The following is a 26842-nucleotide window of genomic DNA, read 5'->3' on the forward strand; positions in this document are numbered from 1 at the left end:
TCATGTAGGGGCTATTCCATGGCAGACCATTCCATCAAGGGCAAAGTCGCGCTGATCGCCGGCGGCGCCAAGAACCTGGGCGGCCTGATCGCGCGCGACCTGGCCAAGCATGGCGCCAGCGCCGTCGCGATCCACTACAACAGCGCCGCCTCCAAGGCCGACGCGGACGCGACCGTCGCCGCCATCCAGGCTGCCGGCGCGAAGGCGGTGGCGCTGCAAGGCGACCTGACGACGGCAGGCGCCATCGAAAAGTTGTTCGCGGATGCCATCGCCGCCGTCGGCAAGCCCGATATCGCGATCAACACCGTGGGCAAGGTGTTGAAGAAGCCGTTCACCGAGATCAGCGAGGCCGACTACGACGAGATGACGGCGGTGAATTCCAAGACCGCCTTCTTCTTCCTGCGCGAAGCCGGCAAGCACGTCAACGACAACGGCAAGATCTGCACGCTGGTGACGTCCTTGCTGGGCGCGTTCACGCCGTTCTATGCCGCTTACGCCGGCACCAAGGCGCCGGTGGAACACTACACCCGGGCAGCGTCCAAGGAGTTCGGCGCGCGTGGCATCTCGGTGACCGCGGTGGGTCCCGGCCCGATGGACACGCCGTTCTTCTACCCGGCCGAAGGGGCCGACGCGGTGGCGTATCACAAGACCGCCGCCGCGCTCTCGCCGTTCAGCAAGACCGGCCTGACCGATATCGAAGACGTGGTGCCCTTCATTCGCCACCTGGTCAGCGACGGCTGGTGGATCACGGGCCAGACCATTTTGATCAACGGCGGCTATACGACGAAGTAAACGGCTACTCTGTCCGCTGCCGTTTTCCACAAGGAGACCCGCCGCCCGCCCGGCGGCGGTACGCAGACGCATGGACAGATTCGATCAGTACCGCGTGTTCGCCCGGGTTGCCGACATGGGCAGCTTCATCAAGGCCGCCCACGCGCTGGGACTGCCGCGCGCATCGGTATCCGCCGCCATCCAGCAGTTGGAAACGCAGCTGGGCGTGCGGCTGCTGCACCGGACCACGCGCCAGGTGCGGCTGACGGCGGATGGCGAACAGCTGCTGGAGCGCGTGCGGCCCCTGATCGCGGAAGTGGAGGACATTGACCAGTTGTTCCACGCCAGCCAGCGGCAGGTGTCGGGGCGGCTTAGCATCGATGCGCCCAGCCGCATCGCGCGCCGGCTGATCGCCCCGGCGCTGCCAGGACTGTTGCGCCGCCATCCGCGGCTTGAACTCGCCTTGAACTCCACCGACCGCGCGATTGATCTGGTGCAGGAGGGAGTGGACTGCGCCGTGCGCATCGGCATGCTGGACGACAGCAGCCTGGTCGTGCGGCCGCTGGGCCATATCGCCTTGATCAATTGCGCCAGCCCGGATTATCTGCGCGAGCACGGCGCCCTCCGGCAACCCGCCGACTTGTCCACAGGGCATTGGGCCGTGGGCTATGCGTCGCCGAAAACCGGCCGCGAGTTGCCCTGGGAATACCTGTCCGCCGACGGCGCCGAGCACCGGGTGCAGATCCCCAGCCGGGTCGTCGTCGACAATGCCGAAAACTATATCGCCTGCTGCGTGGCCGGCCTGGGGCTCATCCAGATACCGCGTTTCGATGTGCAGGACGCGCTGGACGCCGGGGAACTCGTCGAAGTGATGCCTGACTATCGCTCGGCGTCGATGCCAGTATCGCTGTTGTATCCGCATCGGCGGCAACGCTCGCGCCGCCTTGCCGCCTTCCATGAATGGTTTGAAGCCTTGATGCAGCCCCATCTGGACCCCTGATCCGCAGGCAGGTCGGCATCCAGGGCGGCGTGGGGTGCAAGCGTTCCATCTCGGTGCTCGCCGCGCGCCGACTCGGCGCGTCGCGCACCAGGGCGGTGCGTCCGTGACGCTGCCCGCCCATCCTCTCCCCGCAGCCAGAAATGGCACGGAACTTGCTTTTCCAGTTTTGTATACCGAACTGGTGTGCAACGTATCGGCCCGACCCTGGGCGATGCGCGTCCTGGAGAGTCCCTCATGAATCGTAGAACCCTGTTGTTGTCCCTCTGCACCGCCGCCACCCTGCTGGCCGCGCCGCTGACGCACGCCGACACGCTGGACGATATCGTCAAATCAGGCACCATCAAGATCGCCGTACCGCAGGATTTCCCGCCCTTCGGATCGGTGGGCGCCGACATGAAACCGCTGGGCTACGACATCGACACCGCGCAGCTCATCGCCAAGCAGTTGGGCGTGAAACTGGAACTGGTGCCGGTCACCAGCGCCAACCGCGTGCCGTACCTGCAAACGCGCAAGGTGGACCTGGTGATCTCCAGCCTGGGCAAGAACGCGGAACGCGAGAAGGCCATCGACTTCTCGGACGCCTACGCGCCGTTCTTCAATGGCGTATTTGGCCCGGCCGACCTGAAGGTGGCGTCGGCCGCGGACCTGGCCGGCAAGACGATCGGCGTCACGCGCGGCGCGGTGGAAGACATCGAACTATCCAAGATCGCCCCCGAATCGGCCACGCTCAAGCGCTATGAAGACAACAACGGCACCATCACCGCCTTCCTGTCGGGCCAGGTGCCGATGATCGCGACCGGCAACGTGGTGGCTGCCGCCATCCTGGCGCGCAATCCGGCCAAGAAGCCCGAGACGAAATTCCTCATCAAGAATTCGCCGTGCTACATCGGCATGAACAAGGACGAGCCCAAGCTGCGCGCCAAGGTCAATGACATCCTTGCCGCTGCCAAGCGCGACGGTTCACTGTCGACGATCTCGCAAAAGTGGCTGGGCGCCGAGCTGCCCAAGGATCTGTAAGCCCCGAAGGCGGCCATCATGGCTTACCAATACGATTTCGGCGCCGTCTTCGACTACACGCCGGTGCTGATCAAAGGCATCGGCGTCACGGTTGAACTGATCGCGTTTGGCGCCGTGGCGGGCGTGGCGCTGGGCATCGCCTGCGCCTGGGTCCGCACGCAGGGCCCGGCGTGGCTGCGCGCGCTGGTCGCGACCTATGTCGAACTGATCCGCAACACGCCTTTCCTGATCCAGCTGTTCTTCGTGTTCTTCGGCCTGCCGTCTCTTGGCGTGCAATTGGGCGAAATGCAGGCCGCCTGCCTGGCGATGGCGCTGAACCTGGGCGCCTATAGCGCCGAGATCATCCGCGCCGGCATCGACGCAACGCCCAAAGGCCAATACGAAGCGGGCGCCAGCCTGGCGATGACGCGCTTCCAGGTATTCCGGCATGTGGTACTGATGCCGGCGCTCAAGCGCATCTGGCCGGCGTTGTCCTCACAGATCGTGATCGTGATGTTGGGTTCGGCGGTGTGCTCGCAGATTGCCGCTGAAGACCTGACGTTTGCCGCCAACTTCATCCAGTCGCGCAACTTCCGCGCGTTCGAGGTGTACCTGGTCACCACCGGCATCTACCTGGCGTTGGCCATCCTGCTGCGCCAATTGCTGCGCCTGGCCGGGCGGCGCCTGTTTCGCAAGGCGGCAAGATGATTGAATTCTCAAGCTGGGACATTGTCCGCAACCTGCTGCTGGCCGCACGCTGGACGGTGGTGCTGTCGCTGGTGGCCTTTGCCGGCGGCGCGTTGATGGGCATGCTGGCGCTGATGATGCGGACGTCCCGCGTCGCCGCGATGCGGCGCGTCAGCTGGGCGTATATCGAACTGTTCCAGGGCACGCCGCTCTTGATGCAGCTGTTCCTGGCGTTCTTCGGACTATCGCTGCTGGGGTTGGAAGTGCCGCCGTGGCTGGCCGCGGGCGCCGCGTTGACTCTGTGGTCGGGCGCGTTCCTGGCCGAGATCTGGCGCGGTTGCGTGGAAGCCATCCCGAAAGGCCAATGGGAGGCGTCGGCCAGCCTGGCGCTGGGCTACGTGCAGCAGATGCGCCACGTGGTGCTGCCGCAGGCGTTGCGCATCGCCATCGCGCCTACCGTCGGCTTCGCGGTGCAGATCGTCAAAAGCACCGCGCTGACCTCCATCATCGGATTCACGGAACTGTCCAAGGCCAGCACCGTGATCACCAACGCCACCTTCAGCCCCTTCACCGTCTACGCCTGCGCCGCGCTCATCTACTTCGCGCTGTGCTGGCCCTTGTCCCGACTCAGCCTCCGACTGGAAAGGAAGTTGCATGCCCCTCATCGCCCTTGAAGACGTCCGCAAGAAATTCGGCGACAACGAAGTCCTGAAGGGGGTGACGCTGCGCGTCGAACCCGGCGAGGTCATCGCCATCATCGGCAAAAGCGGCTCGGGAAAGAGCACGCTCTTGCGTTGCGTGAATGGGCTGGAGCAAATCGACGGCGGCGCCATCATGGTGGCCGACGCGCAGCTGGGCGACGACGAATTGCGGTTGCGCGCCCTGCGGCTGAAGGTCGGCATGATCTTCCAGCAGTTCAACCTGTTCCCGCACCTGACGGTCGGGCGCAACGTGATGCTGTCGCCGATGGTGGCCAAGCGCATTCCCGAGGCGCAAGCGGCCGACCTGGCGCGCGCCATGCTGACCCGCGTGGGGCTGGCGCACAAGTTCGACGCCTGGCCCGAGGAATTGTCAGGCGGACAGCAGCAGCGCGTGGCCATCGCGCGCGCGCTCGCCATGCAACCGCTGGCTCTGTTGTGCGATGAAATCACCTCGGCGCTGGACCCGGAACTGGTCAATGAAGTGCTGGCGGTGGTGCGTGAACTGGCGGCCGACGGCATGACGCTGTTGATGGTCACGCACGAAATGCGCTTTGCGCGGGAAGTGTGCGACCGCGTCGTGTTCATGCATCAGGGCCGCGTGCACGAGATCGGGCCGCCCGAGGAGCTGTTTTCCGCGCCCGCCACCCCCGAACTGCGGCAATTCCTGGGGATGACGGACCTGGCGGCCTGAGGAGCGGCGGGCGCCGGCTGCCCGGCGCCGCAGTCAGCGCGAAAAGCCCCGCGCCGCGATTTCCCACACGTCTTGCACCACGTCGTCCCGCACCACCACCAGCCCGTCATGCAGGTTGAAGGTGGGATCCACGTGCGAAGGCACCAGCCGCAGCACCTCACCCAGTGCGGGCGCTTGCGTCCCCGGCGCCACACGCACCACGCCATGCTCATCGTTGATGGCGGCATACGTCAGGCCGTCCGCCTTGAAGACCGCAGGCGGGCCGCATTCGGCGGTGGTGGATTTCAGGCCTGCATCCAGGATCACGCGATCCGGGGCGGGAGTGCTCATCACGGTGGACAGGACGAACAGGCTGTTCTGGAACGTCAACGGCCCGCCCCATTCATTCGCGCCATAGTCGCCGTCCATGAAGGCGTAGGAACCCGCCTGCAATTCCGTGAATACCCCGCTTGCCGCGTCGAATTCCGCGCTGCCCGTGCCACCGCCCGTGATGATGTCGCACGCAATGCCGCTTTCGCGCAGCAGTTGCGCGTAGGACGCCGCGATGCGCGCCGTCTGCCGGCAGACCTGCGCCCGTTCTTCGCGCGTGCGGAAATGCTGCACCGAGCCGTGATAGGCCTGTAACCCCACGAAGTTCACGCCGGGCAGGTCGCGCGCCTGTTGCGCCAGCGCCAGCACCAGGGCGTCGTCCGCCACGCCGCAGCGGCCTTGCCCCACGTCCACCTCGACCAGTATGTCGATTTCCGCCCCGGCCTGCGTCATGGCCTGGGAAATCTGCGTCAGGTTCTGCGCGTTGTCGACGCAGACGCTCATCTTGGCGGTTCGCGCCAGTTGGCCCAGCAAGGCCAGCTTAGCGGGGCCGACGACTTCATTGCTGATGTGGATGTCGTGGATGCCCGCCGCCACGAAGGGCAGGGCTTCACTGACTTTCTGGCAACAGATGCCGCGCGCGCCCAGCGCCAGCTGGCGCAACGCGATTTCCGGGCACTTGTGCGCCTTGGCGTGCGGGCGCAGGGCGACGTCATGGCGGTCGGCCCAGGCCTGCATGGCGCGCAGATTGGCCTCGAACGGCTCCAGGTCCAGCACCAGGCTGGGCGTGTCGACGCGGGCCAAGGGGTCGCCCGGTTGCGCGGGCGGGGGCAGCGCAATGCCGCGTATGACTTCCTGGGACATCGGGGTGACTCCGTTATCTGAACCGCATGGGTCGACCCTGCACGCCATAACCAAATCAAGGCTATCCATAACCAAAGGGGTAGGTGACCCCCTGGTAAACGATAGCCCCGTAACCATTGGCTACGCATAGTCAACATGCCAGAATTTCATCATAGAAAAGGCCTCATGGGGGAGGCCCATTTTTGCCTCGGCTCACGCCCCGGGCAGGAATGATCCGACGCGCAGCGTCACATCGATAAACCCGTCAACAAGTCCCGGAGAAGCTCGCATGAAACTCAAGCACTGGATCACCGCCCTGACCGTCGCGGTCGCCGCTGTCGGCGCCACCGGTTCCGCACAGGCCCAGCAGTTCTTCCGCATTGGCACAGGCGGCACCGCCGGTACGTACTACCCGATCGGCGGCATCATCGCCAACGCCGTGTCCCAGCCGGGCAAGCTGGTCGCCACGGCGGTCGCCTCCAACGGCTCGGTGGCCAATATCAACGGCATCCTGGGCGGCTCGTTTGAAGCCGGCTTCACGCAATCCGACGTGGCCTATTGGGCCTACAGCGGCACGGGCACGTTTGAAGGCAAGCCCAAGGCACAAGACCTGCGCCTGATCGCCACCCTGTATCCGGAAAGCATCCACCTGGTGACGCGCAAGGGCGCGGGCATCAAGAGCGTGGCGGACCTGAAGGGCAAGCGTGTATCGATGGACGAGCCGGGTTCCGGCACGCTGGTCGACGTGCGCCTGATCCTGGGCGCCTATGGCATGACCGACAAGGACATCAAGGCCGAATACCTGAAGCCGAACCAGGCGGGCGACAAGCTCAAGGACGGTGGACTGGATGCGTTCTTCTTCGTGGGCGGCGCCCCCGCCGGCGCCATCGCCGAACTGGCCTCCAGCGGCGCGGGCATCGAGATCGTGTCGCTGACCGGCCCGGAAATCGATGCGCTGCGCGCCAAGCAGGAGTTCTTCACCCCCGACACCATCGCGGCCAACACCTACCAGAACGTGGGCGAAGTGAAGACCATTTCGGTGAACGCGCAAATGGTCACGTCGGCCAAGCTGTCCGAACAGGTCGTCTACGACGTCACCAAGGCGCTCTATAGCGACGCCACCCGCAAGACGCTGGATAACGGCCACGCCAAGGGCAAGCTCATCACGCGCGACAACGCCATCAAGGGTGCCGGCATCCCGTTCCACCCGGGCGCCGAGAAGTTCTACAAGGAAATCGGCCTGCTGAAGTGACGTAGCCCCCCCTAGCGCCTACGGCGCCTCCCCCAGGGGCGCCGCTCTCGGACCGGCGAAGCCGGATCCACGCGGCCCGGATCGGTGGCGGCGGCGGTGGCGGCGGCGTTGTGCGGCGGGCGTGCCGTTTAGCTGCAAGAGGCCGGGCACATTTCAAATACCTGCGGCGTATTCCACGCCGCGCTTGAGCAGGGCCGCCACGAGCGGCCCTGCTTGCTGATTCACCCAAAGAGTTACGGCGATGGAAATAGACCACGAAAAAACCCAGCAGTTGGCGGAGAAGTACGATTCCGAGATCCGCTTCCGGCCGTTGGACAAGACCGCCACCTGGATCGTTTCAGGGCTGCTCGTCACGCTCTCGATCTTCCATTACTACACCGCCGGCTTCGGCCTGCTGCGCGAGGCTACCCACCGCGGCGTGCATCTGGCCTTCGTGCTGAGCCTGATCTTCCTGGTCTTCGGCTTTTCCAAAGCGCACTACCAGCGCGAGCCCAAGTCCACCTGGTACGCGCCGGGCGGCATTCCGCTGTACGACTGGATCATCGCGATCGCGCTGGCGCTGTCGGTGATGTACATCCCGTTCATCTTTGACGACCTGGCGTTCCGCGTCGGCAATCCCTTGCCCATCGACGTTTTCATGGGTTCGATCCTGCTGATCGGCCTGCTGGAAGCCACCCGGCGCGCGATGGGCTGGCCACTGCCCATCATCGCCCTGGTGTTCATGGCCTACGCCATGTTCGGCCCGTACTTCCCCGGCTTGCTGCAACACGCGGGCAATACCTGGTCCCAGATCGTCAACCACATGTATCTGACCAGCCAGGGCGTATATGGCGTGGCGGTCGGCGTGGTGGCCACCTACGTGTTCCACTTCGTGCTGTTCGGCGTGCTGGCCACCCGCATCGGGCTGGGCCAGCTGTTCCTGGATGTCGCGTCGACCATTGCCGGCCGTTATGCGGGCGGCCCCGCCAAGGTGTCGGTGTTCGGCTCGGCCATGTTCGGCATGCTGTCGGGTTCTTCGGTGGCCAACGCCGTCACGGTGGGATCACTGACCATTCCCGCCATGATCCGCGTCGGTTACCCACGTCACTTCGCCGCTGGCGTCGAGGCCGCAAGCAGCACCGGCGGGCAGATCACGCCGCCCATCATGGGCGCCGCGGCCTTCCTGATGATCGAATTCCTGGGCATCCCGTACCAGCAGATCGCAATCGCCGGCATCTTCCCGGCATTCCTGTACTTCTTTGGCCTGTTCATGCAGGTGCACTTCGAGGCCAAGCGCGAAGGCCTGCGCGGACTGACGGCCGAAGAGATGCCCAAGCTCAAGCAGTCGTTCAAGATGCGGTGGCCGACGCTGATTCCGCTGTTCTTGCTGATCGGCGTGCTGGCCAGCGGCCGCACCCCTTATCTGGCCGCGTTCGCGGGCATCACGGGCTGCGTCATCGTCGGCATGCTGAACCCGTTCCAGCGGCTGCGTCTGCGCGACCTCTACGAAGCCTTCGAGACCGGCGCGAAATACGCACTGGCCGTCGGCGCCGCCGCAGGCACCGTGGGCATCGTGATCGGTGTGGTGACGCTGACGGGCGTGGGCTTCAAGGTGTCGTACATCGTGATCTCGGCGGCGCAATCCGTAGCCGGCGTCGCCGCCATGGTGATTCCGGATGCCATTGCCAACACGCAGTCGCTGACACTGGTGGCGGCGCTGATCATGACCGGCATCGTCTGCATCCTGATGGGCTGCGGCATCCCCACCACGGCGAACTACCTGATCATGGTGGCCGTCGCCGCGCCCACGCTGGTGCAGTTGGGTGTGCAGCCCATCGCCGCGCACTTCTTCGTGTTCTATTTCGGCATCCTGGCGGACATCACGCCCCCCGTGGCGCTGGCGGCCTATGCGGCGGCGGGCATGGCGGGCAGTGATCCCTTCAAGACCGGGAACACGGCGTTCAGGCTGGGCATCACCAAGCTCATCGTGCCGTTCGTGTTCGTGTTCTCGCCGTCGCTGCTGATCTCGGTGCAGGGCTTCACCTGGTACGACTTCTTCGTGACCTTGTTCGGCTGCATGGTGGGGCTGGTACTGCTGTCGGCGGCGTTCTCGCGCTACATGCTGGTGGGCATGAAAAGTTGGGAACGCTGGCTGTGCACGATCGGCGCATTGCTGACGATCGTGCCCGGCGTGATCAGCGGCCTGATCGGATTGGCCATCTGCATTCCCGTCTTCATCCGGCAACTGACCCAACTGAAACTGGAGAGTGCGCCGAAGCCGGCCTGACACGTTTGACTCGAAGAAACAGGGGCGGACCCCATGGGTCTGCCCCTTTTATTTGCACAATCGTCAATTCTGTCAGCAAAACCGGGCAAAATGTCGGCATGTGGCCGCAGGGTGACGCCATACAACATTCCGGCTTTTCGCCGGTTGCCCGGCTAAATAAATCAGCGTAAAGTAAAATTCATGTTTGCTGGTCTGCCGATCTGCGGGCCGACTGTGCAAACAGGCACAAAACTGCGCCATATGTTCGATATCCTGGTTTATCTGTTCGAGAATTACTACACGCCGCAAGCCTGTCCCGCGGCCGATGTGCTCGCCAAGCGGCTTGCCGCCGCCGGTTTCGAGCACGAAGACATCGACGACGCTCTCGGCTGGCTGTACGGTTTGGCCGAGACCACCGAACGATGTGTCGACCTCGCTCAGGCTCCCACCTCTGGAACCCGGATCTACACCGACAACGAATACAGCCAGCTCGGCACCGAATCCATCGGCTTCATCGCCTTCCTGGAATCGGCGGGCGTGTTGCCGGCGCCATTGCGTGAAATCGTGATCGACCGGGGCCTGGCCTCGCCGGAAACGCCCGTGCCGCTATCCAAGATCAAGATCATCGCCCTCATGGTTCTCTGGAGCCAGGAAGCCGAGATCGACAACCTGGTCCTGGAAGAGCTGCTGGACGAAGAAGGCGTGCGGCTGTTGCATTGACCCCACGCGCGGGCCCCTTGTTCTTGCTGTGACCTATGTAGGCCGATTCGCCCCCAGCCCCAGCGGCCCGCTCCATGCGGGTTCGCTTGTGGCCGCCCTGGCCAGTTGGCTGGATGCCCGCGCCCACGGCGGGCGCTGGCTGCTGCGCATGGAAGACGTGGACACGCCCCGCACCGTCGCGGGCGCCGCCGACACCATCATGGCGCAGCTGGAGGCACTGGGCCTGCATTGGGACGGCGAGCTCATGTGGCAATCCCAGCGCAATGCCGCTTACCAATCCGCCTTCGATACCTTGGCGGCAAGCGGCCTGATCTATGGCTGTGGCTGCACCCGGCGCGAAATCGCCGATTCGGCGCTACGCGGCCAGACGGTGCCCGGCGCGGACGGCGAACGTCCGTATCCCGGCACCTGCCGTCATGGCTTGCCGGCAGGCCGCCAGGCACGCGCCTGGCGCTTGCGCGTCCCGGAAGGTGTTGAACACTTTGAAGACCGCTGGTTGGGCCCGCAAGAGCAGGACGTGGCCCAAGCGGTGGGCGACTTCGCCTTGCGGCGCGCGGACGGCCTGTGGGCCTATCAGCTGGCCGTGGTGGTGGACGACGCCGCGCAGGGCGTGACCGATGTCGTGCGCGGCGCGGACCTGCTCAGTTCCACGGCCCGCCAGCGCGTGCTGGGCCGGTTGCTGGACCTGCCCCCGGTGCGCTACCTGCACGTGCCGCTGATCCTGGACCCCGCCAGCGGCCTGAAATTATCCAAGCAGAATGGCGCCCCCGCCCTGAATACGCAAGCGCCGCTCAAGACATTGCAAGGCGCCTGGAGCGCCTTGGGCTTCGCACCCCTTGCCACGTGCGCCGACCACGAACGATTCCTGCGCGAAGCCACCGCGCAATGGGCGCGGCGCTTCCCCTGACCTGCGCGGGCTACAACGGCTGCAAGTCCGCCCCCAGCATCCGCACCAGCAGGGCCTCGCCGTTGTCGGCCACCCGCAACTCGCCGTAGCGGGCCACTTCAAAACGCTGGGCCTCGCCTTCCTGGAAGAACCAGGCATTGGTCACAATGCGCACACCGCGATCACGGACGCGGTAGCGCAGCGGCACCTCGCTGTCGGCATGCGGATGCACCTCAGGCTGAATGCGCAGCGGCGTGGCCACGCCGCGCGCGTCCGTCTGTAGCATCACATAGCCGTCGGGCTCGAAACCCGGCAGGGTCTCGTCATCCACGGGCCGATCGCCGCCCAGGCGCAGGCGCGTGATGTCGCGGCTGGCGGCGAAGTCCAGCGCCATGTAGTCACCCTGCATCAGCGACCGGGGATCCACCGGCGCCAGTTCCAGGATGACGACCTTGCCCGTGGCCAGCAGCTTCTCGCGCTGCCAGATGCCGCCGTTGGCCACCACCAGCACCAAGGCCAGGCCCCCCAGAATGCCCAGCGTGCGCCAGCGCAAAGGCGCCGAGACCGGGGGCAGCGGTGCGCGCCGGCTGGTGGATTGCGTGCGCATCAGGCGCGGCACCAGCCAGACCAGACCGCGCAAGATGAACAGCAGCAGCGCGCCACCGCCCAGCCACAAGGCTTTTTGCAACAGCGGAACGTCCAGCTGGTAGTAATAGACGCCCAGGTACGCCAACAGGCTCATCACGCCGAAAATCGCCACACGCAACTGGTTCAGGCCAAAGCCCAGCAGCAGCCAGGCCAGCGCAAAACCCACGCCCGGACTGGGAAGCCAGAAGAACGCCAGGATCAGCAGCGCAATCGGAACCCCCCATGTGACGCCCGCGGTCAGCACATGACGCCGGGGCCACAGCACGGCCATTGCTGCCGCCGCCGGCAACAACGCGCCCGCAACGACCAACAAGGCGCCTTGCGGATTCAGTTGCCACATGCCGGGCAGATGCTGGGCGGAAATCCCGCCCGCCAGCCACACCATGCCTTGCACGGACAACAGGAAGGCCCAGGCCAGCGGTTGCAGCGCATGGCCGCGCTTGCTGCCCAGGCGATGGCTCAAGGTCAGCGTCACGGCGGTGGCCCAGGCGCCGATCACGGCGATGGGCAGCCACACGAAGCTGGCGCGCGCCGGGTCAAAATCCAGCCAGGCATCCAGCAGGTCGACGTTGCGCAACAGTTCGGGGGACAAGCCGCGCCAGATCAAGGCGGCGCCGGCCGTCGCGATCAACAGCCCGCTCAGGAAGCGCAGGATCATGTCCGGTCCCAGCGCATACACGACCGCGGCCATCAACAGCACGAAGAAGCAGGCGTTGGTGAAGGACGTGGAATCGGACATGCCGTAGACAATCAGGAGCTGGCCGGCAAAGGCCATGGCCGTGCCGCACTGGCGCCAGAACGGGCCAGCGTCGCTGCGCAGCACCGCCACGCCCGCGCCACACAGCACCAGCCCCGCTATCAGCGCGCCTTCCTCGGACGTGACAATGCCCGAAAAGGCGACGAAGACCAGCAGCAGCAGCGTGGCCAGCCAGGCGCTCAGGCCCAGCAGGCATTGCACGTACCAGGGCGATTCCGCCTGTGGCGTGGCAGCGGGCGCCAGTTGCGCGACCGGCGCGGCCGAATCAGCAGGCTCGACCGCATTCCCTGCCGACGCCGATGAAGGTTCGGCATCGGCCGCCGGCACCGTGCTGCGGGACTCCGCGGCCAATTGACGTAGCCAGCGGGCTGCCAGCACGGCTTCGGCCATGAGCAGGGCCGCCAGCGGCAGCGCGGCCCAGACGCCCGGTTCCAGGCGCAGCAGCCATTCGCCCACGAAGCGTAGCGACACGCAGATGACGCCAGCCGCCAGCATGGCCAGGATGATCAGGTCGCGCCGGCCCCGATGATAATAAAAGCCCAGCCCCAGGGTCACGGCGATCCAGGCAATGCCGTTGAATGTCGCTACGTTGCCCAAAAAGCTGCTGAGCATCAGAGCCATCACCAACGCGCTGATGACAAGCGCCGCCAGGATGCGCGGGCCAAAGACCGTACTGGCCCGCCAACGGCGAGCCGCCAGTTCCCAGCCCAGCAACAGCAACAGGTTCAGCCCCGCCATGAGCAGGGAGAAAGCGTCCGATCCGCCAATCACCAACAGCCAGGTGAACATCCGTTCGCCCAGCCATAGCGCGGCCGCCACGTTCAACACCAAGACCCACAATAACCACACCACCTGACTGCCCGCGGCCAGGGCCCAGGGCAGCAACAGCAGCGCCCACCAGGCGAACAATTCCCAGGTATCGGCGCCAGTCTGGTAAGTTTGGCCTAATAACGCGAGCAAGGCGCCCAGCAAAATGCCGGCCAAAGCCAGGAGCGCGCCAGGGATGCTGCGCCGCACACCGGGGGTACCCCGAAGCCGCAGGCCGGCCCAGGCGGCAGCCAGTGCGGATATGGCCAGCAGACCTTGCGTGCCGGCAAAGCGCTGCACTTTTGTCATGTCCTGCCAGTTGGCGGCGACCCAGCAAATCGCAGCGCTGCCAAGCAGCAAAACGCCTAGCCAAAGGGTGCTTCGCGCCAAGAATTGGCGCCAAGCGTGCAGTTCGGATCCCGCTTGTCTTTCAGTGCCGACTTGCATCTGGCGAATCTCCGATCTTATTATCCGCGCTACTAAGGCGGGACTACCGCCACTGGATACACATGAATAAAACGCTGATTATTGCCGAGAAGCCCTCGGTGGCCCTTGATATATCACGCGCCTTGGGAGGCTTTGCGCGCGAGGGCGACTATTTTGAAAGCGAACGTTACGTACTCGCGTCCAGCATCGGCCACCTGCTGAGCTTGGTCGCGCCCAACGATCCGGTCAAGGGAAAGTGGAGCTTCACGCACCTGCCCGTGATTCCGCCGGAATTCGAGCTGGGCCCCACCGACAAAAAGTCCGCCGAACGCCTCAAGCTGCTGGTCCGCCTGGCCAAGCGCAAGGACGTGGACTCGATCATCAATGCCTGTGACGCGGGACGAGAAGGCGAACTGATCTTCCGCTACATCATTCAGTACGCTGGCGTGAAGAAGCCCATCCAGCGCCTGTGGCTGCAATCCATGACGCAGGCCGCCATCCGCGAGGCCTTCGCGAACTTGCGCGACGACGCCCAGTTGAAGCCGCTGGAAGCGGCTGCCCGCTCGCGCGCCGAAGCCGATTGGCTGGTGGGCATCAACGGCACCCGCGCCATGACGGCCTTCAACAGCAAGGACGGCGGTTTCTTCAAGACGCCGGTCGGCCGCGTGCAAACACCCACGCTGGCGATCGTCGCCGAGCGCGAAGAGCGCATCCGCCGCTTCGTGCCCCGCGATTACTGGGAAGTGCGCGCCACCTTCGTGGCCGCCGCCGGCCTGTACGAAGGCCGCTGGATCGACCCGCAATTCAAGAAAGACGACCGCGACCCGGAAAAGCGCGAATCGCGCCTGTGGTCGGCCGCTGCCGCCCAGAGCGTGGTGGCCGCCTGCCGCGACCAGCCGGGCAACGTCACCGAGGAATCCAAGCCGTCGACCCAGATGTCGCCGGCCCTGTACGACCTGACGTCGCTACAGCGCGAGGCCAACGGCCGCTTCGGCTTTTCGGCCAAGACCACGCTGTCGCTGGCCCAGACCCTGTACGAACGCCACAAGGCGCTGACCTACCCGCGTACCGATTCGCGCTACCTGCCCGAGGACTACATCGCCACGGTGCAGGAAACGATGCGCGCGCTGGCCAAGGGCGGCTCGAATGCCGTGGGCGGACTGTCGCGCCACGCGGATACGGTGGTCAGCCAGCAATGGGTGAAGCCAAACCGCCGCATCTTCGACAACAAGAAGGTGTCGGATCACTTTGCCATCATCCCCACGCTGCAAATCCCGCATGACCTGAGCGAAGCCGAGGCCAAGCTGTACGACCTGGTGCTCAAGCGCTTCCTGGCCGTGTTCTTCCCGGCTGCGGAATACCGCGTCACCACCCGTCTGACCGAAGTGCAGGGGCATCGCTTCCGCACCGACGGCAAGGTGCTGGTCACCCCGGGCTGGCTGGCCGTCTATGGCAAGGAAGCCCAGGGCGAAGACGCCAACCTGGTGCCCGTGGCGGACGGCGAGACCGTGCGCACCGAGGACGTGGAAGCCGTCGGCCTGTCGACCAAGCCGCCCGCCCGGTTCAATGAAGGCACCTTGCTGTCCGCCATGGAAGGCGCCGGCAAGCTGGTGGACGACGAAGAACTGCGCGAGGCCATGTCCGAACGCGGACTGGGCACGCCGGCCACCCGCGCGGCCATCATCGAAGGCCTGTTGAACGAGGTCTATCTGCGCCGCGAAGGCCGCGACCTGGTGCCCACCGCCAAGGCCCGCCAGCTGATGACCTTGCTGTCCGGCCTGGACGTCACCGAATTGACCTCGCCCGAACTGACGGGCGAATGGGAACACAAGCTCAAGCAGATCGAGCAGGGCGGGCTGGGCCGCGAGGCCTTCATGCGCGAAATCGCGCAGATGACGCAAGTCATCGTCAAGCGCGCCAAGGAATACGAGCGCGACACCGTGCCGGGCGACTACGCCACGCTGCAAACGCCGTGCCCCAAGTGCGGCGCCGTGGTGAAGGAAAACTATCGCCGCTTTGCCTGCACCGCTTGCGATTTCTCGATTGGCAAGCACCCGGGCGGCCGTACGTTTGAACTCCCGGAAGTCGAGGAATTGCTGGCCAAGCGCGAGATCGGCCCACTGCAAGGCTTCATCAGCAAGATGGGTCGGCCGTTCGCCGCCATCCTGCGGATCAGCGATGAATACAAGCTGGAATTCGACTTCGGCCAGAACGACGAAGACGACGCCGAAGCGGTGGACTTCTCTGGCCACACGCCGGTGGGGTCTTGCCCGAAGTGCCAGTCGCGCGTGTTCGAGCACGGCATGAGCTACGTCTGCGAAAAGTCCGTCGGCCCCGAAAAGAGCTGCGACTTCCGCTCGGGCAAGGTCATCCTGCAACAGGAGATCTCCGCCCAGCAGATGGGCAAGCTGCTGACCGACGGTCGCACCGACCTGCTTGAAGGCTTTGTGTCCAGCCGCACCAATCGCAAGTTCAAGGCATTCCTGGTGCGCCAGCCGGACGGCAAGATCGGCTTTGAATTCGAGCCGCGTCCTGAAAAGCCGGGTCGCGCGCCATCCAAGACGGCTGCGAAAACGGCCACCAAGACCGCCGCGAAGAAGGCGCCGGCCAAGAAAGCCGCGGTGAAGAAGACCGCGACCAAAACGGCCACGAAAACCGCAGCCAAAAAGGCCGTGAAAAAGGCAGCGCCGAAGAAAACCACGGCGTAGGATGGGTCAAGCGCGGCAAACCGTGTCCAAGAACACGGTGCCCGCCGCGCGCAACCCATCAATCGCGCAACAGAAAGACCAACGCCCGGGCAACCGGGCGTTTTCCATTGTTGGGCGGCAAGCGCTGGGGTATTGTTGTCGCCAAACAGCTGCAACCCAATCAATTCCGAGGACGACATGACCCACAGCCCCGATTTCACTACCCGCCGCCGCGTGCTGGCCGCTGCCGGGGCGCTGGCCGGCGTCAGCCTGCTTAACGGGCGCGTGGCCTTCGCTCAGCCCAAGCTGGGCCGCATCGTCTACGGCCAGGGCAGCATCGACCCCTTTTTCGCGGCCGGCTATGTCGCGCTGAAAAAGGGCTATTTCAGCGAAGGCGGGCTGGACGTCGAATACCTGAATTCACAAAGCGGCCCGCGCACCAACCAGCTATTGGCCGCCGGCCAGATTGCGTTTGGCGCCACCGCGGCCACCGCCGCGCCCGCGCTGACCATCGCTGGCAAGCCTGCGTCGCTGGTGTTCGGCTTTGACCGCAAGCTCACCTACGCCAACGTCATCGTGCGCCGCGAAGACTTCGACAGCGGCAAGATCAAATCCTTGAAAGACCTGGCCGGCAAGCGCGTGGGCGCCACCCAGCCGCAGTCCAGCACCTGGCTGATGGCGGTTTACCTGATGCAAAAGGCCGGCGTGGGCGACAAGGTCGACATCCGCCCGCTGGGCGATCTGGCCACCATGCTGGGCGCATTGAAGACCGGTTCGGTCTCGGCCAGCATGGCCACCATGTCCATGATGGAACAGGCCCGCCAAGAGGGCTGGGGCGTGCCCATTTTTGACGCCACCACCGAAAGCTCGTGGAACGAGTTCATGGGCGGCGACGTCCCCGGCATCGCCGCGCTGACACTGGAAGACACCATCCAGAAACGCCCTGAAGTGGTGCAGGCCTTCGTGACCGCGATGGTCAAGGCGCAGGACTTCATCACCGCCAACACCGCGGCAGGCATCACCGACGTGATCTACGACGACTACCTGAACGCATTCCCGCGCGCCGCCATCGAAAAGACGCTGGGTGTCTACAAGGACACCGTGTTCCTGAAGGACAACGTCATCACCGAAGACGCCTACAACCGCATGACGGCCATCATGGGCGACGGCCGCCAGTTCTCGAACGACGAAATCAAGACCGTGCCCTATGCCAAATGCGTGAACATGAGCTTCGTGCGGAAAGCGCGGGGCCTCTGATGATCACGCTGGACAAGGTTGGCAAGGCGTACCAGTCGCGCCAGGGCACGACGCATGCGGTGGGCGAGGTCAGCCTGACGATCGAAGCGGGAGAATTCGTTTCCATCGTCGGCCCCTCGGGCTGCGGCAAGAGCACGCTGCTGAACATGATTGCCGGCTTTCTGCGGCCCACCACCGGCACCATTCGCGTGGACGGCCAGATCGTGGACGGGCAGGTGCCGCCGGCGCTGGGCTATATCTTCCAGAAAGACACCTTGCTGCCCTGGTTCAGCGTCCGAAAGAATGTGGCGCTGGGCCTGAAGTTCCAGGGCGTGCCGGCCGACCGGATCGAACGCCGCGTGGCCGAACTGCTGGAACTGGGCCATCTCAGCGCCTTCGCTGACGCCTTCCCGCATCAGCTCTCGGGGGGCATGCGGCGGCGCGTGGCGCTCTTGATGAGCCTGGCCGTCGAACCCCGCATCCTGCTGTTGGACGAACCCTTCGGCGCGCTGGACACCCACACCAAGACGCACCTGCATCGCGAGCTCATGGAAATCTGGCGCAAGCTGGGCCAGACCATCGTCATGGTCACGCATGACCTGGACGAAGCCATCCTGCTATCGGATCGCGTGGTCGTGCTGTCCGGCCCGCCCAGCCGCGTGTTGCTGGACGAGCGCATCCGCATCCCGCATCCGCGCGACGTCTTCACGCTGCGTGAAACCCCGCAGTTCGTCGCCCACGTGCAAAGTCTCTGGAGCGTGCTGGGCCAGCAGTTCCGCGCCGCCGCCTGATTCCCCACGCGCCATGATGCCGACTGAAACCTCTGATTCCCTGCAAGACCAGCTGCGGCTGGACCGTCGCGCCGGCATCGCTCGCCGCGTGCGCATCACCCTGTGGCAAGTGCTGATCCTTGCCGTCATCCTGGGCGCCTGGGAGACCCTCACGCGGATTCCGTGGTTCACGCAGAACACGCTGTTCGACCCGTTCTTCATCAGCCAGCCGTCGCGCGTGGCGGTGCGGTTGTGGGAATGGATGCAGCCCGGCCCGCGCTCGGTCTGGCCGCACTTGTGGCTGACGCTGCAAGCCACGATGGTGGGGCTGGTGGTGGGCGTGGGCAGCGGCTTCATCGTCGGCATGACGCTTTCCCGCAGCCGCTTCCTGGCCGACGTGTTCAACCCGTTCATCGTGGCGTTCAACTCGATGCCGCGCATTGCGTTCGTGCCGCTCATCACCATGTTCTTCGGCCTGGGGCTGGCGTCCAAGGTGGTGACGTCCTGGTTCGTGGTGTTCTTCCTGGTGTTCTTCAACACCTACAAGGGCGGCCGCAGCGTCGAACGCGAACTGGTCGACTTCTGCCGCACGCTGGGCGGTTCACCGCGCCAGATCCTGTGGCGCGTGCGCATCCCGACCGCCGCGGCCTGGACCTTCGCCGCCTTGCCCAACGCCATCAGCTTTGCATTGATCGGCGTGGTGCTGGCTGAATTCGTGGGGTCCACCACCGGCATGGGCTACCTGATGATCACCGCGCTGGCGACGCTGAACGCCACCGACATGTTCGCGGCGGTGACCTTGCTATCCATTGTTGGCATCGCGCTTGTGTACTGTGTAACGTGGCTGGAACGCCGGTTGCTGCATTGGGCGCCGGAATTCCGGGAATAGCCGAGACCACACTCATGACGACTTCACTACCCTATCTCCGCAACTTCGACCTGACCGGCCAGGTCGCGCTCGTCACCGGATCCGCCCGTGGGCTGGGCTTCTGCATTGCCCGGGCGCTGGCCGGCTGCGGCGCGCGCGTGTTGATCAACGGACGCAATATCCAGGCGGCGGACGCGGCCGCCGCTGAACTGACGGACGCCGGGTTGGATGCGCACGCGCTGCCGTTCGACGTCAGTGATGACACCGCCGTGGAACAGGCGTTTGCGCGGATCGACCGCGACCATGGCCGCCTGGACATCCTGGTGAACAACGTGGGCGCGCGCAACCGCAAGACACTGGCGGACTCCAGCACGGCCGAGATCCGCGAACTGATCGACACCGACCTGGTGGCAGGCATGGTGCTGGCCAAGTTCGCGGCCGAGCGCATGGTGCGCCAGGGCGGCGGACGGTTGATCGCGATTACCTCTGTCGTGGGGGAATTGGCGCGCTCAGGCGACGCGGTCTATCCCGCGGCCAAGCAAGGCCTGACCGGCATGGTGCGCGCGCTGGCAGCGGAATTCGGCGGCCGCAACATCACCAGCAACGCCATTGCGCCCGGCACGTTTGCCACGGAAACCAATGCGGAAATGATCGCCAACCCGAATGTTGGACCGCGCATCGCGGCGCGCAATCCGACGGGACGCTGGGGCGAACCGGAAGAAATCGCCGGTGCGGCCGTGTTCCTGGCCTCCCCGGCAGCGTCCTATGTGAACGGACATGTGCTGGTGGTGGACGGCGGGCTGTCTATTCAGTTTTGAGGCGGTGATTTCAGTTTGAAGCGGTGATTCAAATTTGAGGCGGTGATTTCAGTTTGGGGCGGTGATGGGTTGCGCGGCTGCCGGCGTCTTGAAACATGGCTGTCGGCGCGCGCTTCACCCATCCTACATTTGTAGGATGGGTGAAGCGCGAGAAGATCGCCCTACGCAAGCGCCCGGCATCGCGCGCAACCCATCTCCACCCGTCAGGTCGTCTCGTCCTGATACCACACGCCTTCGGCCAGCATCATCTTCTGATGACCATGCCCGGCCGGCATCATCGGGAAGCAGTTTTCCTGCGCCGTCACCGCGACGTCCAGGAAATAGGGGCCGTCATGCGCCAGGCACTCGGCCAGCGCGGCCTCCAGCTTGGCCGGATCATCCACCCGGGCCGCGCCCCAGCCGAACGCACGCGCCAGCGCCACGAAATCGGGCAGGGATGCGTTGTAGCTGTGGCTGTAGCGGCCGCCGTGGATCAGTTCCTGCCACTGGCGCACCATGCCCATGTAGCCGTTGTTGCACAGCACGACCTTCACGGGCGTCTGATGCTGCATGGCGGTGGACAATTCCTGGATGTTCATCAGCACCGACGCATCGCCGCTGACGCACACCACCGTCTTGTCCGGATGCGCCACCTGCGCGCCAATGGCCGCCGGCACGCCGTAGCCCATGGTGCCCGCGCCGCCCGAGGTCAGCCAGCGGTTGGGCTTGTCGAAACGCAGGTACTGCGCGGCCCACATTTGATGCTGGCCCACGTCGGTGGAAACGATGGCATCGCGGCTGGACAGCGCGGCGTTCAGGCTCGACATCAAATGTTGCGGCAAGATCGCGTCAGCCGCGGGCGTGAAGGCCAGGCAGTCCTGCTGGCGCCAGATGTCGATCCGCTTGAACCAGGGCGCCAATCGTGCCGCGTCCATCGGTTCGTCGCCCAGTTCGGCGCGCAGCGCACGCACCAGCGGCAGGCAGTCGCCCACCAACGCCACGTCCACCCTCACCACCTTGTTGATGGAAGCAGGGTCGATATCGATATGGATCTTGCGCGCGTGCGGGCAAAACTCCGAGATCTTGCCGGTGATGCGGTCATCGAAGCGGGCGCCGATGCAAACGACCAGATCGGCGTTGTGCATGGCCAGATTGGCCTCGACGGTGCCGTGCATGCCCAGCATGCCCACGAACTGCGGGCTGGACGCCGGGAAGGCGCCCAGGCCCATCAGGGTCAAGGTGCAGGGCGCACCGGTGTGGCGCACCAGATCGGTGAAGGCCTCGCAGGCCTCAGGGCCGGCATTCACCAGGCCGCCGCCGCCGTAAAAGATGGGACGCTTGGCCTGAGCGATCAGCGCGGCGGCACGGCGCACGGCCGACTGTGGCAGCTTGGGCGCCAACTTGCCTGCCTGCCGGCGCGCACGCAGCGCGGCCAGTCTCTGCTGCGATGGCACGCAAGCCACGTCATCATCCGCGTCGCGCGGCACGGCCAACTGCACATCCTTGGGAAAATCGACCAGCACGGGGCCGGGCCGGCCCTGGCGGGTCAGTTCAAACGCGCGGGACGTCACGTTGGCCACGTCGTCCACGGCGCGGATCTGGGTATTCCACTTCGTCACGGAGCGTGAAATACCGATGGCGTCGCATTCCTGGAAGGCATCGGTGCCGATGGCCGCCGTCGCCACCTGGCCGCTGATGCACAGCACCGGGATCGAATCGCACATGGCGTCCAGCAGGCCGGACGTGGTGTTGGCCATGCCGGGGCCGGATGTCACGAACACCACGCCGGTGCGGCCGGTGCTGCGGGCATACCCTTCCGCGGCATGCACGGCGGCCTGTTCATGGCGCACCAGCACGTGGCGCAGGCGTGGTTCCGCATACAAGGCGTCGTACAGCGGCAGCACCGCGCCCCCGGGATAGCCAAACACGGTGTCAACGCCGTGCGCAATCAACGTATCGAGCAGAATCTTCGCCCCGTTCGCGACGGGGGGTTCGGTGGCGGCAAGCGCGGCGGCGGCGGTGGGGTGCAGGCGATCGTTCATGCTATCTATCTTATTCGTAGCCACGAAGAATTTTTATCTTCTTTTCCACGATTACCAACCAAACGGAGTAAATTTATCTTCGATTTGGAGAAATCAAAGAAAATGAACCTAGACAAGTTTGACCTGGCCATTCTGAAGGTGCTGCAAGAGAACGCCCGCGCCAGCTTGAACGACATCGGCGCGGCGGTGGGCTTGTCGTCCACGCCCTGCTGGAATCGCATCAAGCGCATGGAAAGCGCCGGGGTGATCCGCGGCTATACCGTGGACATCGATCCGGCCAGCCTGGGCTTCATGGACACGGTGATCGTGCACGTCACGCTAGAGAGCCACAGCGAGGAAACGCTGTACGAGTTCGGCCGCGCGCTGGCAGCCATTCCAGAAGTGCTGGAAGCTTTCCTGGTGTCGGGCGACTACGACTACTACATCCGCATCGCCGTGCGCGACACCCGCGACTACGAACGCCTGCTGCGTGAACAGCTCTATCGCATCCCGGGCATCCGCCACAGCAAATCCTGCTTCGTGCTGCGTCGCCTGAAGGAAACCATGCTGCCTCTGACCGGGCCGACGTGAAGCGCGTTCAGCGCAACACGTAGTCCTTGGGCTCGGCCGACTCCGGCAGTGGACGCACGCCCAGGCCTTCCAGCAAGTCGATTTCAATCACGCGGGCCAGCGCCGACAGCGGCAAGTCATTTTCTTCCAGGCCGAAGGGCTCTTCCAGTTCGTCGCCCAGGGCATCCAGGCCGAAGAAGGTGTAGGCGATGATGATGACCGCCACGGGGGTCAGGTATTCCAGCGTGCCCACCAGGCCGAACGGCAGCAGCAGGCAGAACAGCCATGCCGTGCGGTGCAGCAGCAACGAATAGGCGAACGGGCAGGGCGTGAACTTGATGCGTTCACAGGCAGCCTGGATGGCGGCGCATTGCGCCACGCGCTGGGTCAGCCCCTGATACAGGATGTCGCTCAACTCACCGCGCCGCAGACAGGCCGCCAGGTCACGGTTGATCGCCATGAGCAGGGCGTCCGGCACATTGCGGCAGCCCGCCAGCGTCTCCAACTCCTCTGGCTGCACCCAGGGTCGCACGGCTTGCACCATGTCCTGGTCACGCAGCCGCGCCACCAGGCCATAGCCGAAACCAATGCAACGGCGCACCAGCCGTTCCTGCACCGGGTTGGCCGTGCTGGCCGCCAGCAGCACCGCGCTTTCACGCGCCAGGCTGCGTGCCTGCACAATCAGATCTCCCCATTGCTTGCGGGCTTCCCACCAGCGGTCATAGCAGACGTTGTTGCGAAACCCCATGAAGACCGACAGCGCCAGGCCGAAGAGCGAGAAGGGCACCGCGGTCAGATGCGCGGGCGAGAACAGTTGGCGGTGGTACATCCACACCACGACGCACGACAGCAGCGTAATGACGAGGATTCTGCTGAAAATGCGCGGGATGATGGACCCACGCAAAATGAAGAACAAGGCCAGCGCAGAGGGACGCGGACGGACGATCATGATCAATATCAAGAGAGGAACAGGGCGCGCTCACTATACGCCTGTCATCTTGTCAAAAACGCGCCGATATAATTCTGTTTCGTCTCACCGCCACCGAACCGACTCCCCTCGACTCCATGACCACTGAAGCCACCCCGATCAAGCCCTGGCACGTCGTCCGCCGCTCCAAGCTGCATGGCAATGGCGTCTTCGCCGCGCGCAAGATCCCCGCAGGCACGCGCATCATTGAGTACGGCGGCGAGCGCATCAGCGCCAAGGAAGCCGACCGGCGGCACCCGACCAATCCCGACGATCCCTTCCACACCTTCTTCTTCGCGCTCAGCTCGGGGCGCGTGATCGACGGCGGCGACGAAGGCAACGACGCCCGCTGGATCAACCATTCCTGCGAACCCAACTGCGAGGCGCAGGAAGGCAAGCACGGCAAGCGCGTCTACATCGTCGCGCTGCGCGACCTGCCTCGCGGCACGGAGCTGTCATACGACTACGGCCTGGTCCTGGACGGCCGCATCACCAAGGCCCTGAAGGAAGGCTACCGCTGCCTGTGCGGCACGCCTCCCTGCCGCGGCACGATGCTGGCGCTGCCTGAGAAGAAAAAGAAGAAAGCGGAAAAGCCCCCAACGGCAAACGTCGTGGAAGCGGCCAAAACCGCCGAATCGGCAACCGCGGCAAAAACACCCGCCACGGCAAAGTAAAGACAGCCCAACCTCCAACTGACGCGCCCCCGCGCCAGGCGCCTCAAGAACCCACCCCGTCTCAAAAAAACAATCCCCCCCCCCCGCAATAAGCATATTCCGCCCCCCAATCCAGACAGGCGTACAATTCCCGACAGTCGTTAACACGACATGCAGTACGTCTTCAGGGCGGGGTGTAATTCCCCACCGGCGGTATGCCATGCAATGTGGCGAGCCCGCGAGCGCCCGGCGTCCTTCACGGACATCGGGGTCAGCAGATCTGGTGAAATGCCAGAGCCGACGGTCATAGTCCGGATGAGAGAAGATGTGCCGGCACATTCCCGATTGCCCGGGCGCGCTTGCGCCCGGACGATCGTATTGCGTTCGGCAGTCGATTAGCCCTGAAACGTTTTTCGCCCACTTTTATTTGCGAGAGCGTTTCAATGTCCAGCCTCAATACCCAGCAGTCCCTTCCCAGCCTGGCTTCACAACCGTTCGCTGCCCGTTTGCAGCGCGCGCTGCATCATCTGCGCCTGGGCCGTCCCGTCATCCTCATGGACGACTTTGACCGCGAGAACGAAGCCGATCTGATCGTTGCCGCCGACAAGCTGACCGTGCCCGTCATGGCCCAGCTGATCCGCGACGGTAGCGGCATCGTCTGCCTGTGCCTGCCCGGCGACACCCTGGACCGCCTGGAACTTCCCCCCATGGTCCAGCGCAACCAGAGCCGCTTCGCCACCGCCTTCACGGTTTCCATCGAAGCGCGTGAAGGCGTCAGCACCGGCGTGTCGGCCGTGGACCGCGTCACCACGATCCGCGCCGCCATCTCGCCCTCGGCCCAAAGCGACGACATCGTCAGCCCCGGCCACGTGTTCCCGCTGCGCGCCCAACCGGGCGGCGTGCTGACCCGCCGCGGCCACACCGAAGGCTCGGTCGACCTGGCCGTGCTGGCCGGCCTGCGCCCGGCTGGCGTGCTGTGCGAACTGATGAACGCCGACGGCACCATGATGCGTGGCGCCTCGCTGGAACGCTACGCCGCCCAGCATGGCCTGGTCGCGCTGACCATCGCCGAACTGGCCGACCATCTGCAAAAGCTGAAGGATGGCCAGGCAGAAAACGTGGACGACGAAGTCCTGGAAATGGCGGCCACGGTCTAAGGCCGGCATTGACGCATCGGAGGCTGCGCCCACGCGCAGTCTTCGGCTTGTTGCCGCCTGCCTGCCCCCAAGCGCGTTATGTCCGCGCCGGGCGTCGCAGCGCCACGGCCACGCATACCGCGGCCAACGCGCACGCCCCGCCCATCGCGTACACCGCGCCATACCCTTGCGCGCTTGCCAGCCAACCCGCCGTCGGGCCGCTGATGCCCAGCGCCACGTCCAGAAACGCCACATACGCCCCCATGGCCGCGCCACGGCTGGCCGCTGGCACGCGCCGCACGGCCTCCACGCCAAAAGCCGGAAACGCCAGCGAATAGCCCGCGCCAGTCAGCAACGCGCCCCCGTACGCCCACGCCGGCGTGGCGCCCGACCAGATCAGCCATTGGCCCACGGCCTCGATCACCACGCACACCAGCGCCACGCGCGCGCCGCCCAACTTGTCCGGCAACCCCGCGAAGAAGACCCGGGCCAGGATGAAGCCCACCCCGAACGCGCTGAACATCCACGCAGCGCCGTCCCAGCCGCGTTCCGCGAAGAACAGGCTGACAAATGCAGTGATCACGCCGAACCCGACGCTGGTCAACGCCAGGCCCAGGCCGGGCAGCAACACCATGCCCAGCACACGGTAGAACGGCGTGCGCACGCCCCCCACGGCGCGCACCGCGCGCTGCGGCAGCACCAGCGCCAAGGCGCCCAGCGGAATCAGGACCGTCGCCCACGCCATGCCGGCGAAACCCGTGGCGTCGTATAGCCACATGCCGGCGGGTGCGCCCAGCGCATAGGCGGCGTAGATGGCAACGCCCACCCAGGCCATCACGCGGCCCGCGTTCTGCGGCCCCACGCGGCCCACGCCCCAGCTCAGCGCCCCGGTGGCGATCAGGCTTTCCCCGCATCCCATCAGCGCGCGCCCCGCCAGCAAGGCGGCCAGTGCCGCCTGCGGATGTGCCGACAACGCAGCGGCCAGGACATACAGCAGGCCCGCCGCCGCGCCCAACATGAAGCCGATCACCACCGCGCGCTTGGCGCCGCGACGATCCACCAGCGCCCCAGCATAGGCGCGCGACAACAGGGCGGCAGCAAACTGCAAGCCCGCCACCACGCCGACCACCAGCGCACCCATCGCCAACGTGCCGCTGACATACAGCGGCAAAACGGGCATCGGCAAGCCAACCATGAAGAACCCGATGAACACGGCCAGGACCAAAGGCAACAGTTGCGCAAAAACAGAGCGCACGGGTTCGTGGGCCGCAGGCGGGGCCCCGGCCGTCGAAACATTCGACATGAAGAATCCTTGAAAGGGTGAGTTGCAATCCGAAGCCATCGCGGGAAAATCAGCGATGGCATAATCCGCGCTTGCGGTAATGATCAGATTGCCTG

The 26842-nt window shown here is 65.2% G+C and carries 23 protein-coding genes and 1 riboswitch; of the genes, 18 read left to right on the forward strand and 5 right to left on the reverse strand.

All coding sequences use genetic code 11. The features are described 5' to 3' along the window. The first annotated feature begins 18 nt into the window (after nucleotides 1–18). The 6 genes from HV753_RS17795 (at nucleotide 19) to HV753_RS17820 (ending at nucleotide 4846) form a co-directional block, all read left to right on the forward strand. Nucleotides 19–792 carry an SDR family oxidoreductase gene (locus HV753_RS17795; RefSeq protein ID WP_175175863.1) on the forward strand — a complete coding sequence of 258 codons (774 nt, stop codon included), beginning with the start codon at nucleotides 19–21 and terminating at the stop codon, nucleotides 790–792. Between the two features lie 70 nt (nucleotides 793–862). After that, nucleotides 863–1771 carry a LysR family transcriptional regulator gene (locus HV753_RS17800; protein ID WP_175175866.1) on the forward strand — a complete coding sequence of 303 codons (909 nt, stop codon included), beginning with the start codon at nucleotides 863–865 and terminating at the stop codon, nucleotides 1769–1771. Between the two features lie 234 nt (nucleotides 1772–2005). Continuing rightward, the gene (locus tag HV753_RS17805; RefSeq protein WP_175175867.1) at nucleotides 2006–2788 is read left to right on the forward strand and encodes a transporter substrate-binding domain-containing protein; all 783 of its coding nucleotides are present in this window, start codon (nucleotides 2006–2008) and stop codon (nucleotides 2786–2788) included. An 18-nt stretch (nucleotides 2789–2806) separates the two neighbouring features. Next, nucleotides 2807–3475, forward strand: a complete 669-nt coding sequence (locus HV753_RS17810) for an amino acid ABC transporter permease (protein ID WP_175175869.1) — start codon at nucleotides 2807–2809, stop codon at nucleotides 3473–3475. Then, nucleotides 3472–4128: an amino acid ABC transporter permease gene (locus HV753_RS17815; protein ID WP_175175871.1), complete on the forward strand. Its 657-nt coding sequence runs from the start codon at nucleotides 3472–3474 to the stop codon at nucleotides 4126–4128. The genes HV753_RS17810 and HV753_RS17815 overlap by 4 nt, the downstream gene beginning before the upstream one ends. Then, nucleotides 4109–4846 (forward strand): amino acid ABC transporter ATP-binding protein, encoded by a 738-nt coding sequence (locus HV753_RS17820; protein ID WP_175175873.1) that lies wholly within the window; start codon nucleotides 4109–4111, stop codon nucleotides 4844–4846. The genes HV753_RS17815 and HV753_RS17820 overlap by 20 nt, the downstream gene beginning before the upstream one ends. 33 nt (nucleotides 4847–4879) lie before the next feature. Here HV753_RS17820 and HV753_RS17825 read toward each other — a convergent pair whose 3' ends face one another. Continuing rightward, nucleotides 4880–6019, reverse strand: a complete 1140-nt coding sequence (locus HV753_RS17825) for a DSD1 family PLP-dependent enzyme (RefSeq protein WP_175175875.1) — start codon at nucleotides 6017–6019, stop codon at nucleotides 4880–4882. 268 nt (nucleotides 6020–6287) lie between these two features. On the opposite strand from HV753_RS17825, the gene HV753_RS17830 reads away from it, so the two are divergent. From HV753_RS17830 to gluQRS, 4 genes are all read left to right on the forward strand, one after another. Next, on the forward strand, nucleotides 6288–7250 hold the full coding sequence (locus HV753_RS17830) for a TAXI family TRAP transporter solute-binding subunit (protein ID WP_175175877.1): 963 nt from the start codon (nucleotides 6288–6290) through the stop codon (nucleotides 7248–7250). Nucleotides 7251–7491: 241 nt separating this feature from the next. After that, a complete protein-coding gene (locus HV753_RS17835) occupies nucleotides 7492–9516 on the forward strand; it encodes a TRAP transporter permease (RefSeq protein ID WP_175175879.1) in 2025 nt (674 codons plus the stop codon). A 240-nt stretch (nucleotides 9517–9756) separates the two neighbouring features. Then, on the forward strand, nucleotides 9757–10215 hold the full coding sequence (locus tag HV753_RS17840; protein WP_006227779.1) for a Smg family protein: 459 nt from the start codon (nucleotides 9757–9759) through the stop codon (nucleotides 10213–10215). 28 nt (nucleotides 10216–10243) lie between these two features. Continuing rightward, complete coding sequence (gene gluQRS / locus HV753_RS17845) at nucleotides 10244–11122, forward strand: tRNA glutamyl-Q(34) synthetase GluQRS (protein ID WP_175175881.1); 879 nt, start codon at nucleotides 10244–10246, stop codon at nucleotides 11120–11122. Between the two features lie 10 nt (nucleotides 11123–11132). On the opposite strand, the gene HV753_RS17850 is transcribed toward gluQRS, so the two are convergent. Continuing rightward, nucleotides 11133–13760, reverse strand: coding sequence for a GDYXXLXY domain-containing protein (locus tag HV753_RS17850; protein ID WP_175175883.1), 2628 nt, complete (start codon nucleotides 13758–13760; stop codon nucleotides 11133–11135). Between the two features lie 62 nt (nucleotides 13761–13822). On the opposite strand from HV753_RS17850, the gene HV753_RS17855 reads away from it, so the two are divergent. From HV753_RS17855 to HV753_RS17875, 5 genes are all read left to right on the forward strand, one after another. Further along, on the forward strand, nucleotides 13823–16447 hold the full coding sequence (locus HV753_RS17855; RefSeq protein ID WP_175175884.1) for a DNA topoisomerase III: 2625 nt from the start codon (nucleotides 13823–13825) through the stop codon (nucleotides 16445–16447). Nucleotides 16448–16624: 177 nt separating this feature from the next. Further along, nucleotides 16625–17683 carry an ABC transporter substrate-binding protein gene (locus tag HV753_RS17860; RefSeq protein ID WP_175175885.1) on the forward strand — a complete coding sequence of 353 codons (1059 nt, stop codon included), beginning with the start codon at nucleotides 16625–16627 and terminating at the stop codon, nucleotides 17681–17683. Then, nucleotides 17683–18453 carry an ABC transporter ATP-binding protein gene (locus tag HV753_RS17865; RefSeq protein WP_175175887.1) on the forward strand — a complete coding sequence of 257 codons (771 nt, stop codon included), beginning with the start codon at nucleotides 17683–17685 and terminating at the stop codon, nucleotides 18451–18453. The genes HV753_RS17860 and HV753_RS17865 overlap by 1 nt, the downstream gene beginning before the upstream one ends. 13 nt (nucleotides 18454–18466) lie before the next feature. Continuing rightward, nucleotides 18467–19321 (forward strand): ABC transporter permease, encoded by an 855-nt coding sequence (locus HV753_RS17870; RefSeq protein WP_175175889.1) that lies wholly within the window; start codon nucleotides 18467–18469, stop codon nucleotides 19319–19321. Nucleotides 19322–19335: 14 nt separating this feature from the next. Continuing rightward, entirely contained in the window at nucleotides 19336–20118 is a 783-nt protein-coding gene (locus HV753_RS17875; protein ID WP_175175891.1) for an SDR family oxidoreductase, read from the forward strand. Nucleotides 20119–20321: 203 nt separating this feature from the next. On the opposite strand, the gene ilvB is transcribed toward HV753_RS17875, so the two are convergent. Beyond that, nucleotides 20322–22148 carry a biosynthetic-type acetolactate synthase large subunit gene (gene ilvB, locus HV753_RS17880; protein WP_175176199.1) on the reverse strand — a complete coding sequence of 609 codons (1827 nt, stop codon included), beginning with the start codon at nucleotides 22146–22148 and terminating at the stop codon, nucleotides 20322–20324. A 93-nt stretch (nucleotides 22149–22241) separates the two neighbouring features. Between ilvB and HV753_RS17885 the strand changes: the two genes are divergently transcribed. Then, on the forward strand, nucleotides 22242–22709 hold the full coding sequence (locus HV753_RS17885; RefSeq protein WP_175175893.1) for an Lrp/AsnC family transcriptional regulator: 468 nt from the start codon (nucleotides 22242–22244) through the stop codon (nucleotides 22707–22709). A 7-nt stretch (nucleotides 22710–22716) separates the two neighbouring features. Here HV753_RS17885 and HV753_RS17890 read toward each other — a convergent pair whose 3' ends face one another. Continuing rightward, complete coding sequence (locus HV753_RS17890; protein ID WP_175175895.1) at nucleotides 22717–23637, reverse strand: bestrophin family protein; 921 nt, start codon at nucleotides 23635–23637, stop codon at nucleotides 22717–22719. Nucleotides 23638–23753: 116 nt separating this feature from the next. Between HV753_RS17890 and HV753_RS17895 the strand changes: the two genes are divergently transcribed. Both HV753_RS17895 and ribB read left to right on the forward strand, forming a co-directional pair. Beyond that, nucleotides 23754–24329, forward strand: coding sequence for an SET domain-containing protein (locus HV753_RS17895; protein WP_175175897.1), 576 nt, complete (start codon nucleotides 23754–23756; stop codon nucleotides 24327–24329). Between the two features lie 155 nt (nucleotides 24330–24484). Further along, a riboswitch (FMN riboswitch) is annotated at nucleotides 24485–24639 on the forward strand. A gap of 112 nt (nucleotides 24640–24751) precedes the next feature. Further along, on the forward strand, nucleotides 24752–25465 hold the full coding sequence (gene ribB, locus HV753_RS17900) for a 3,4-dihydroxy-2-butanone-4-phosphate synthase (RefSeq protein WP_175175899.1): 714 nt from the start codon (nucleotides 24752–24754) through the stop codon (nucleotides 25463–25465). Nucleotides 25466–25541: 76 nt separating this feature from the next. On the opposite strand, the gene HV753_RS17905 is transcribed toward ribB, so the two are convergent. After that, entirely contained in the window at nucleotides 25542–26747 is a 1206-nt protein-coding gene (locus tag HV753_RS17905; protein WP_175175901.1) for an MFS transporter, read from the reverse strand. Between the last annotated feature and the right edge of the window lie 95 nt (nucleotides 26748–26842).

Source organism: Achromobacter pestifer (assembly GCF_902859625.1).
Taxonomy (GTDB): domain Bacteria; phylum Pseudomonadota; class Gammaproteobacteria; order Burkholderiales; family Burkholderiaceae_B; genus Achromobacter; species Achromobacter pestifer.

Bases quoted from the DNA above. Each gene is read 5' to 3' on its own strand.
- HV753_RS17795 (WP_175175863.1), top strand. From the start codon at position 19: ATGGCAGACCATTCCATCAAGGGCAAAGTCGCGCTGATCGCCGGCGGC.
- HV753_RS17800 (WP_175175866.1), top strand. From the start codon at position 863: ATGGACAGATTCGATCAGTACCGCGTGTTCGCCCGGGTTGCCGACATG.
- HV753_RS17805 (WP_175175867.1), top strand. From the start codon at position 2,006: ATGAATCGTAGAACCCTGTTGTTGTCCCTCTGCACCGCCGCCACCCTG.
- HV753_RS17810 (WP_175175869.1), top strand. From the start codon at position 2,807: ATGGCTTACCAATACGATTTCGGCGCCGTCTTCGACTACACGCCGGTG.
- HV753_RS17815 (WP_175175871.1), top strand. From the start codon at position 3,472: ATGATTGAATTCTCAAGCTGGGACATTGTCCGCAACCTGCTGCTGGCC.
- HV753_RS17820 (WP_175175873.1), top strand. From the start codon at position 4,109: ATGCCCCTCATCGCCCTTGAAGACGTCCGCAAGAAATTCGGCGACAAC.
- HV753_RS17825 (WP_175175875.1), bottom strand. From the start codon at position 6,019: ATGTCCCAGGAAGTCATACGCGGCATTGCGCTGCCCCCGCCCGCGCAA.
- HV753_RS17830 (WP_175175877.1), top strand. From the start codon at position 6,288: ATGAAACTCAAGCACTGGATCACCGCCCTGACCGTCGCGGTCGCCGCT.
- HV753_RS17835 (WP_175175879.1), top strand. From the start codon at position 7,492: ATGGAAATAGACCACGAAAAAACCCAGCAGTTGGCGGAGAAGTACGAT.
- HV753_RS17840 (WP_006227779.1), top strand. From the start codon at position 9,757: ATGTTCGATATCCTGGTTTATCTGTTCGAGAATTACTACACGCCGCAA.
- HV753_RS17850 (WP_175175883.1), bottom strand. From the start codon at position 13,760: ATGCAAGTCGGCACTGAAAGACAAGCGGGATCCGAACTGCACGCTTGG.
- HV753_RS17855 (WP_175175884.1), top strand. From the start codon at position 13,823: ATGAATAAAACGCTGATTATTGCCGAGAAGCCCTCGGTGGCCCTTGAT.
- HV753_RS17860 (WP_175175885.1), top strand. From the start codon at position 16,625: ATGACCCACAGCCCCGATTTCACTACCCGCCGCCGCGTGCTGGCCGCT.
- HV753_RS17865 (WP_175175887.1), top strand. From the start codon at position 17,683: ATGATCACGCTGGACAAGGTTGGCAAGGCGTACCAGTCGCGCCAGGGC.
- HV753_RS17870 (WP_175175889.1), top strand. From the start codon at position 18,467: ATGATGCCGACTGAAACCTCTGATTCCCTGCAAGACCAGCTGCGGCTG.
- HV753_RS17875 (WP_175175891.1), top strand. From the start codon at position 19,336: ATGACGACTTCACTACCCTATCTCCGCAACTTCGACCTGACCGGCCAG.
- HV753_RS17885 (WP_175175893.1), top strand. From the start codon at position 22,242: ATGAACCTAGACAAGTTTGACCTGGCCATTCTGAAGGTGCTGCAAGAG.
- HV753_RS17890 (WP_175175895.1), bottom strand. From the start codon at position 23,637: ATGATCGTCCGTCCGCGTCCCTCTGCGCTGGCCTTGTTCTTCATTTTG.
- HV753_RS17895 (WP_175175897.1), top strand. From the start codon at position 23,754: ATGACCACTGAAGCCACCCCGATCAAGCCCTGGCACGTCGTCCGCCGC.
- ribB (WP_175175899.1), top strand. From the start codon at position 24,752: ATGTCCAGCCTCAATACCCAGCAGTCCCTTCCCAGCCTGGCTTCACAA.
- HV753_RS17905 (WP_175175901.1), bottom strand. From the start codon at position 26,747: ATGTCGAATGTTTCGACGGCCGGGGCCCCGCCTGCGGCCCACGAACCC.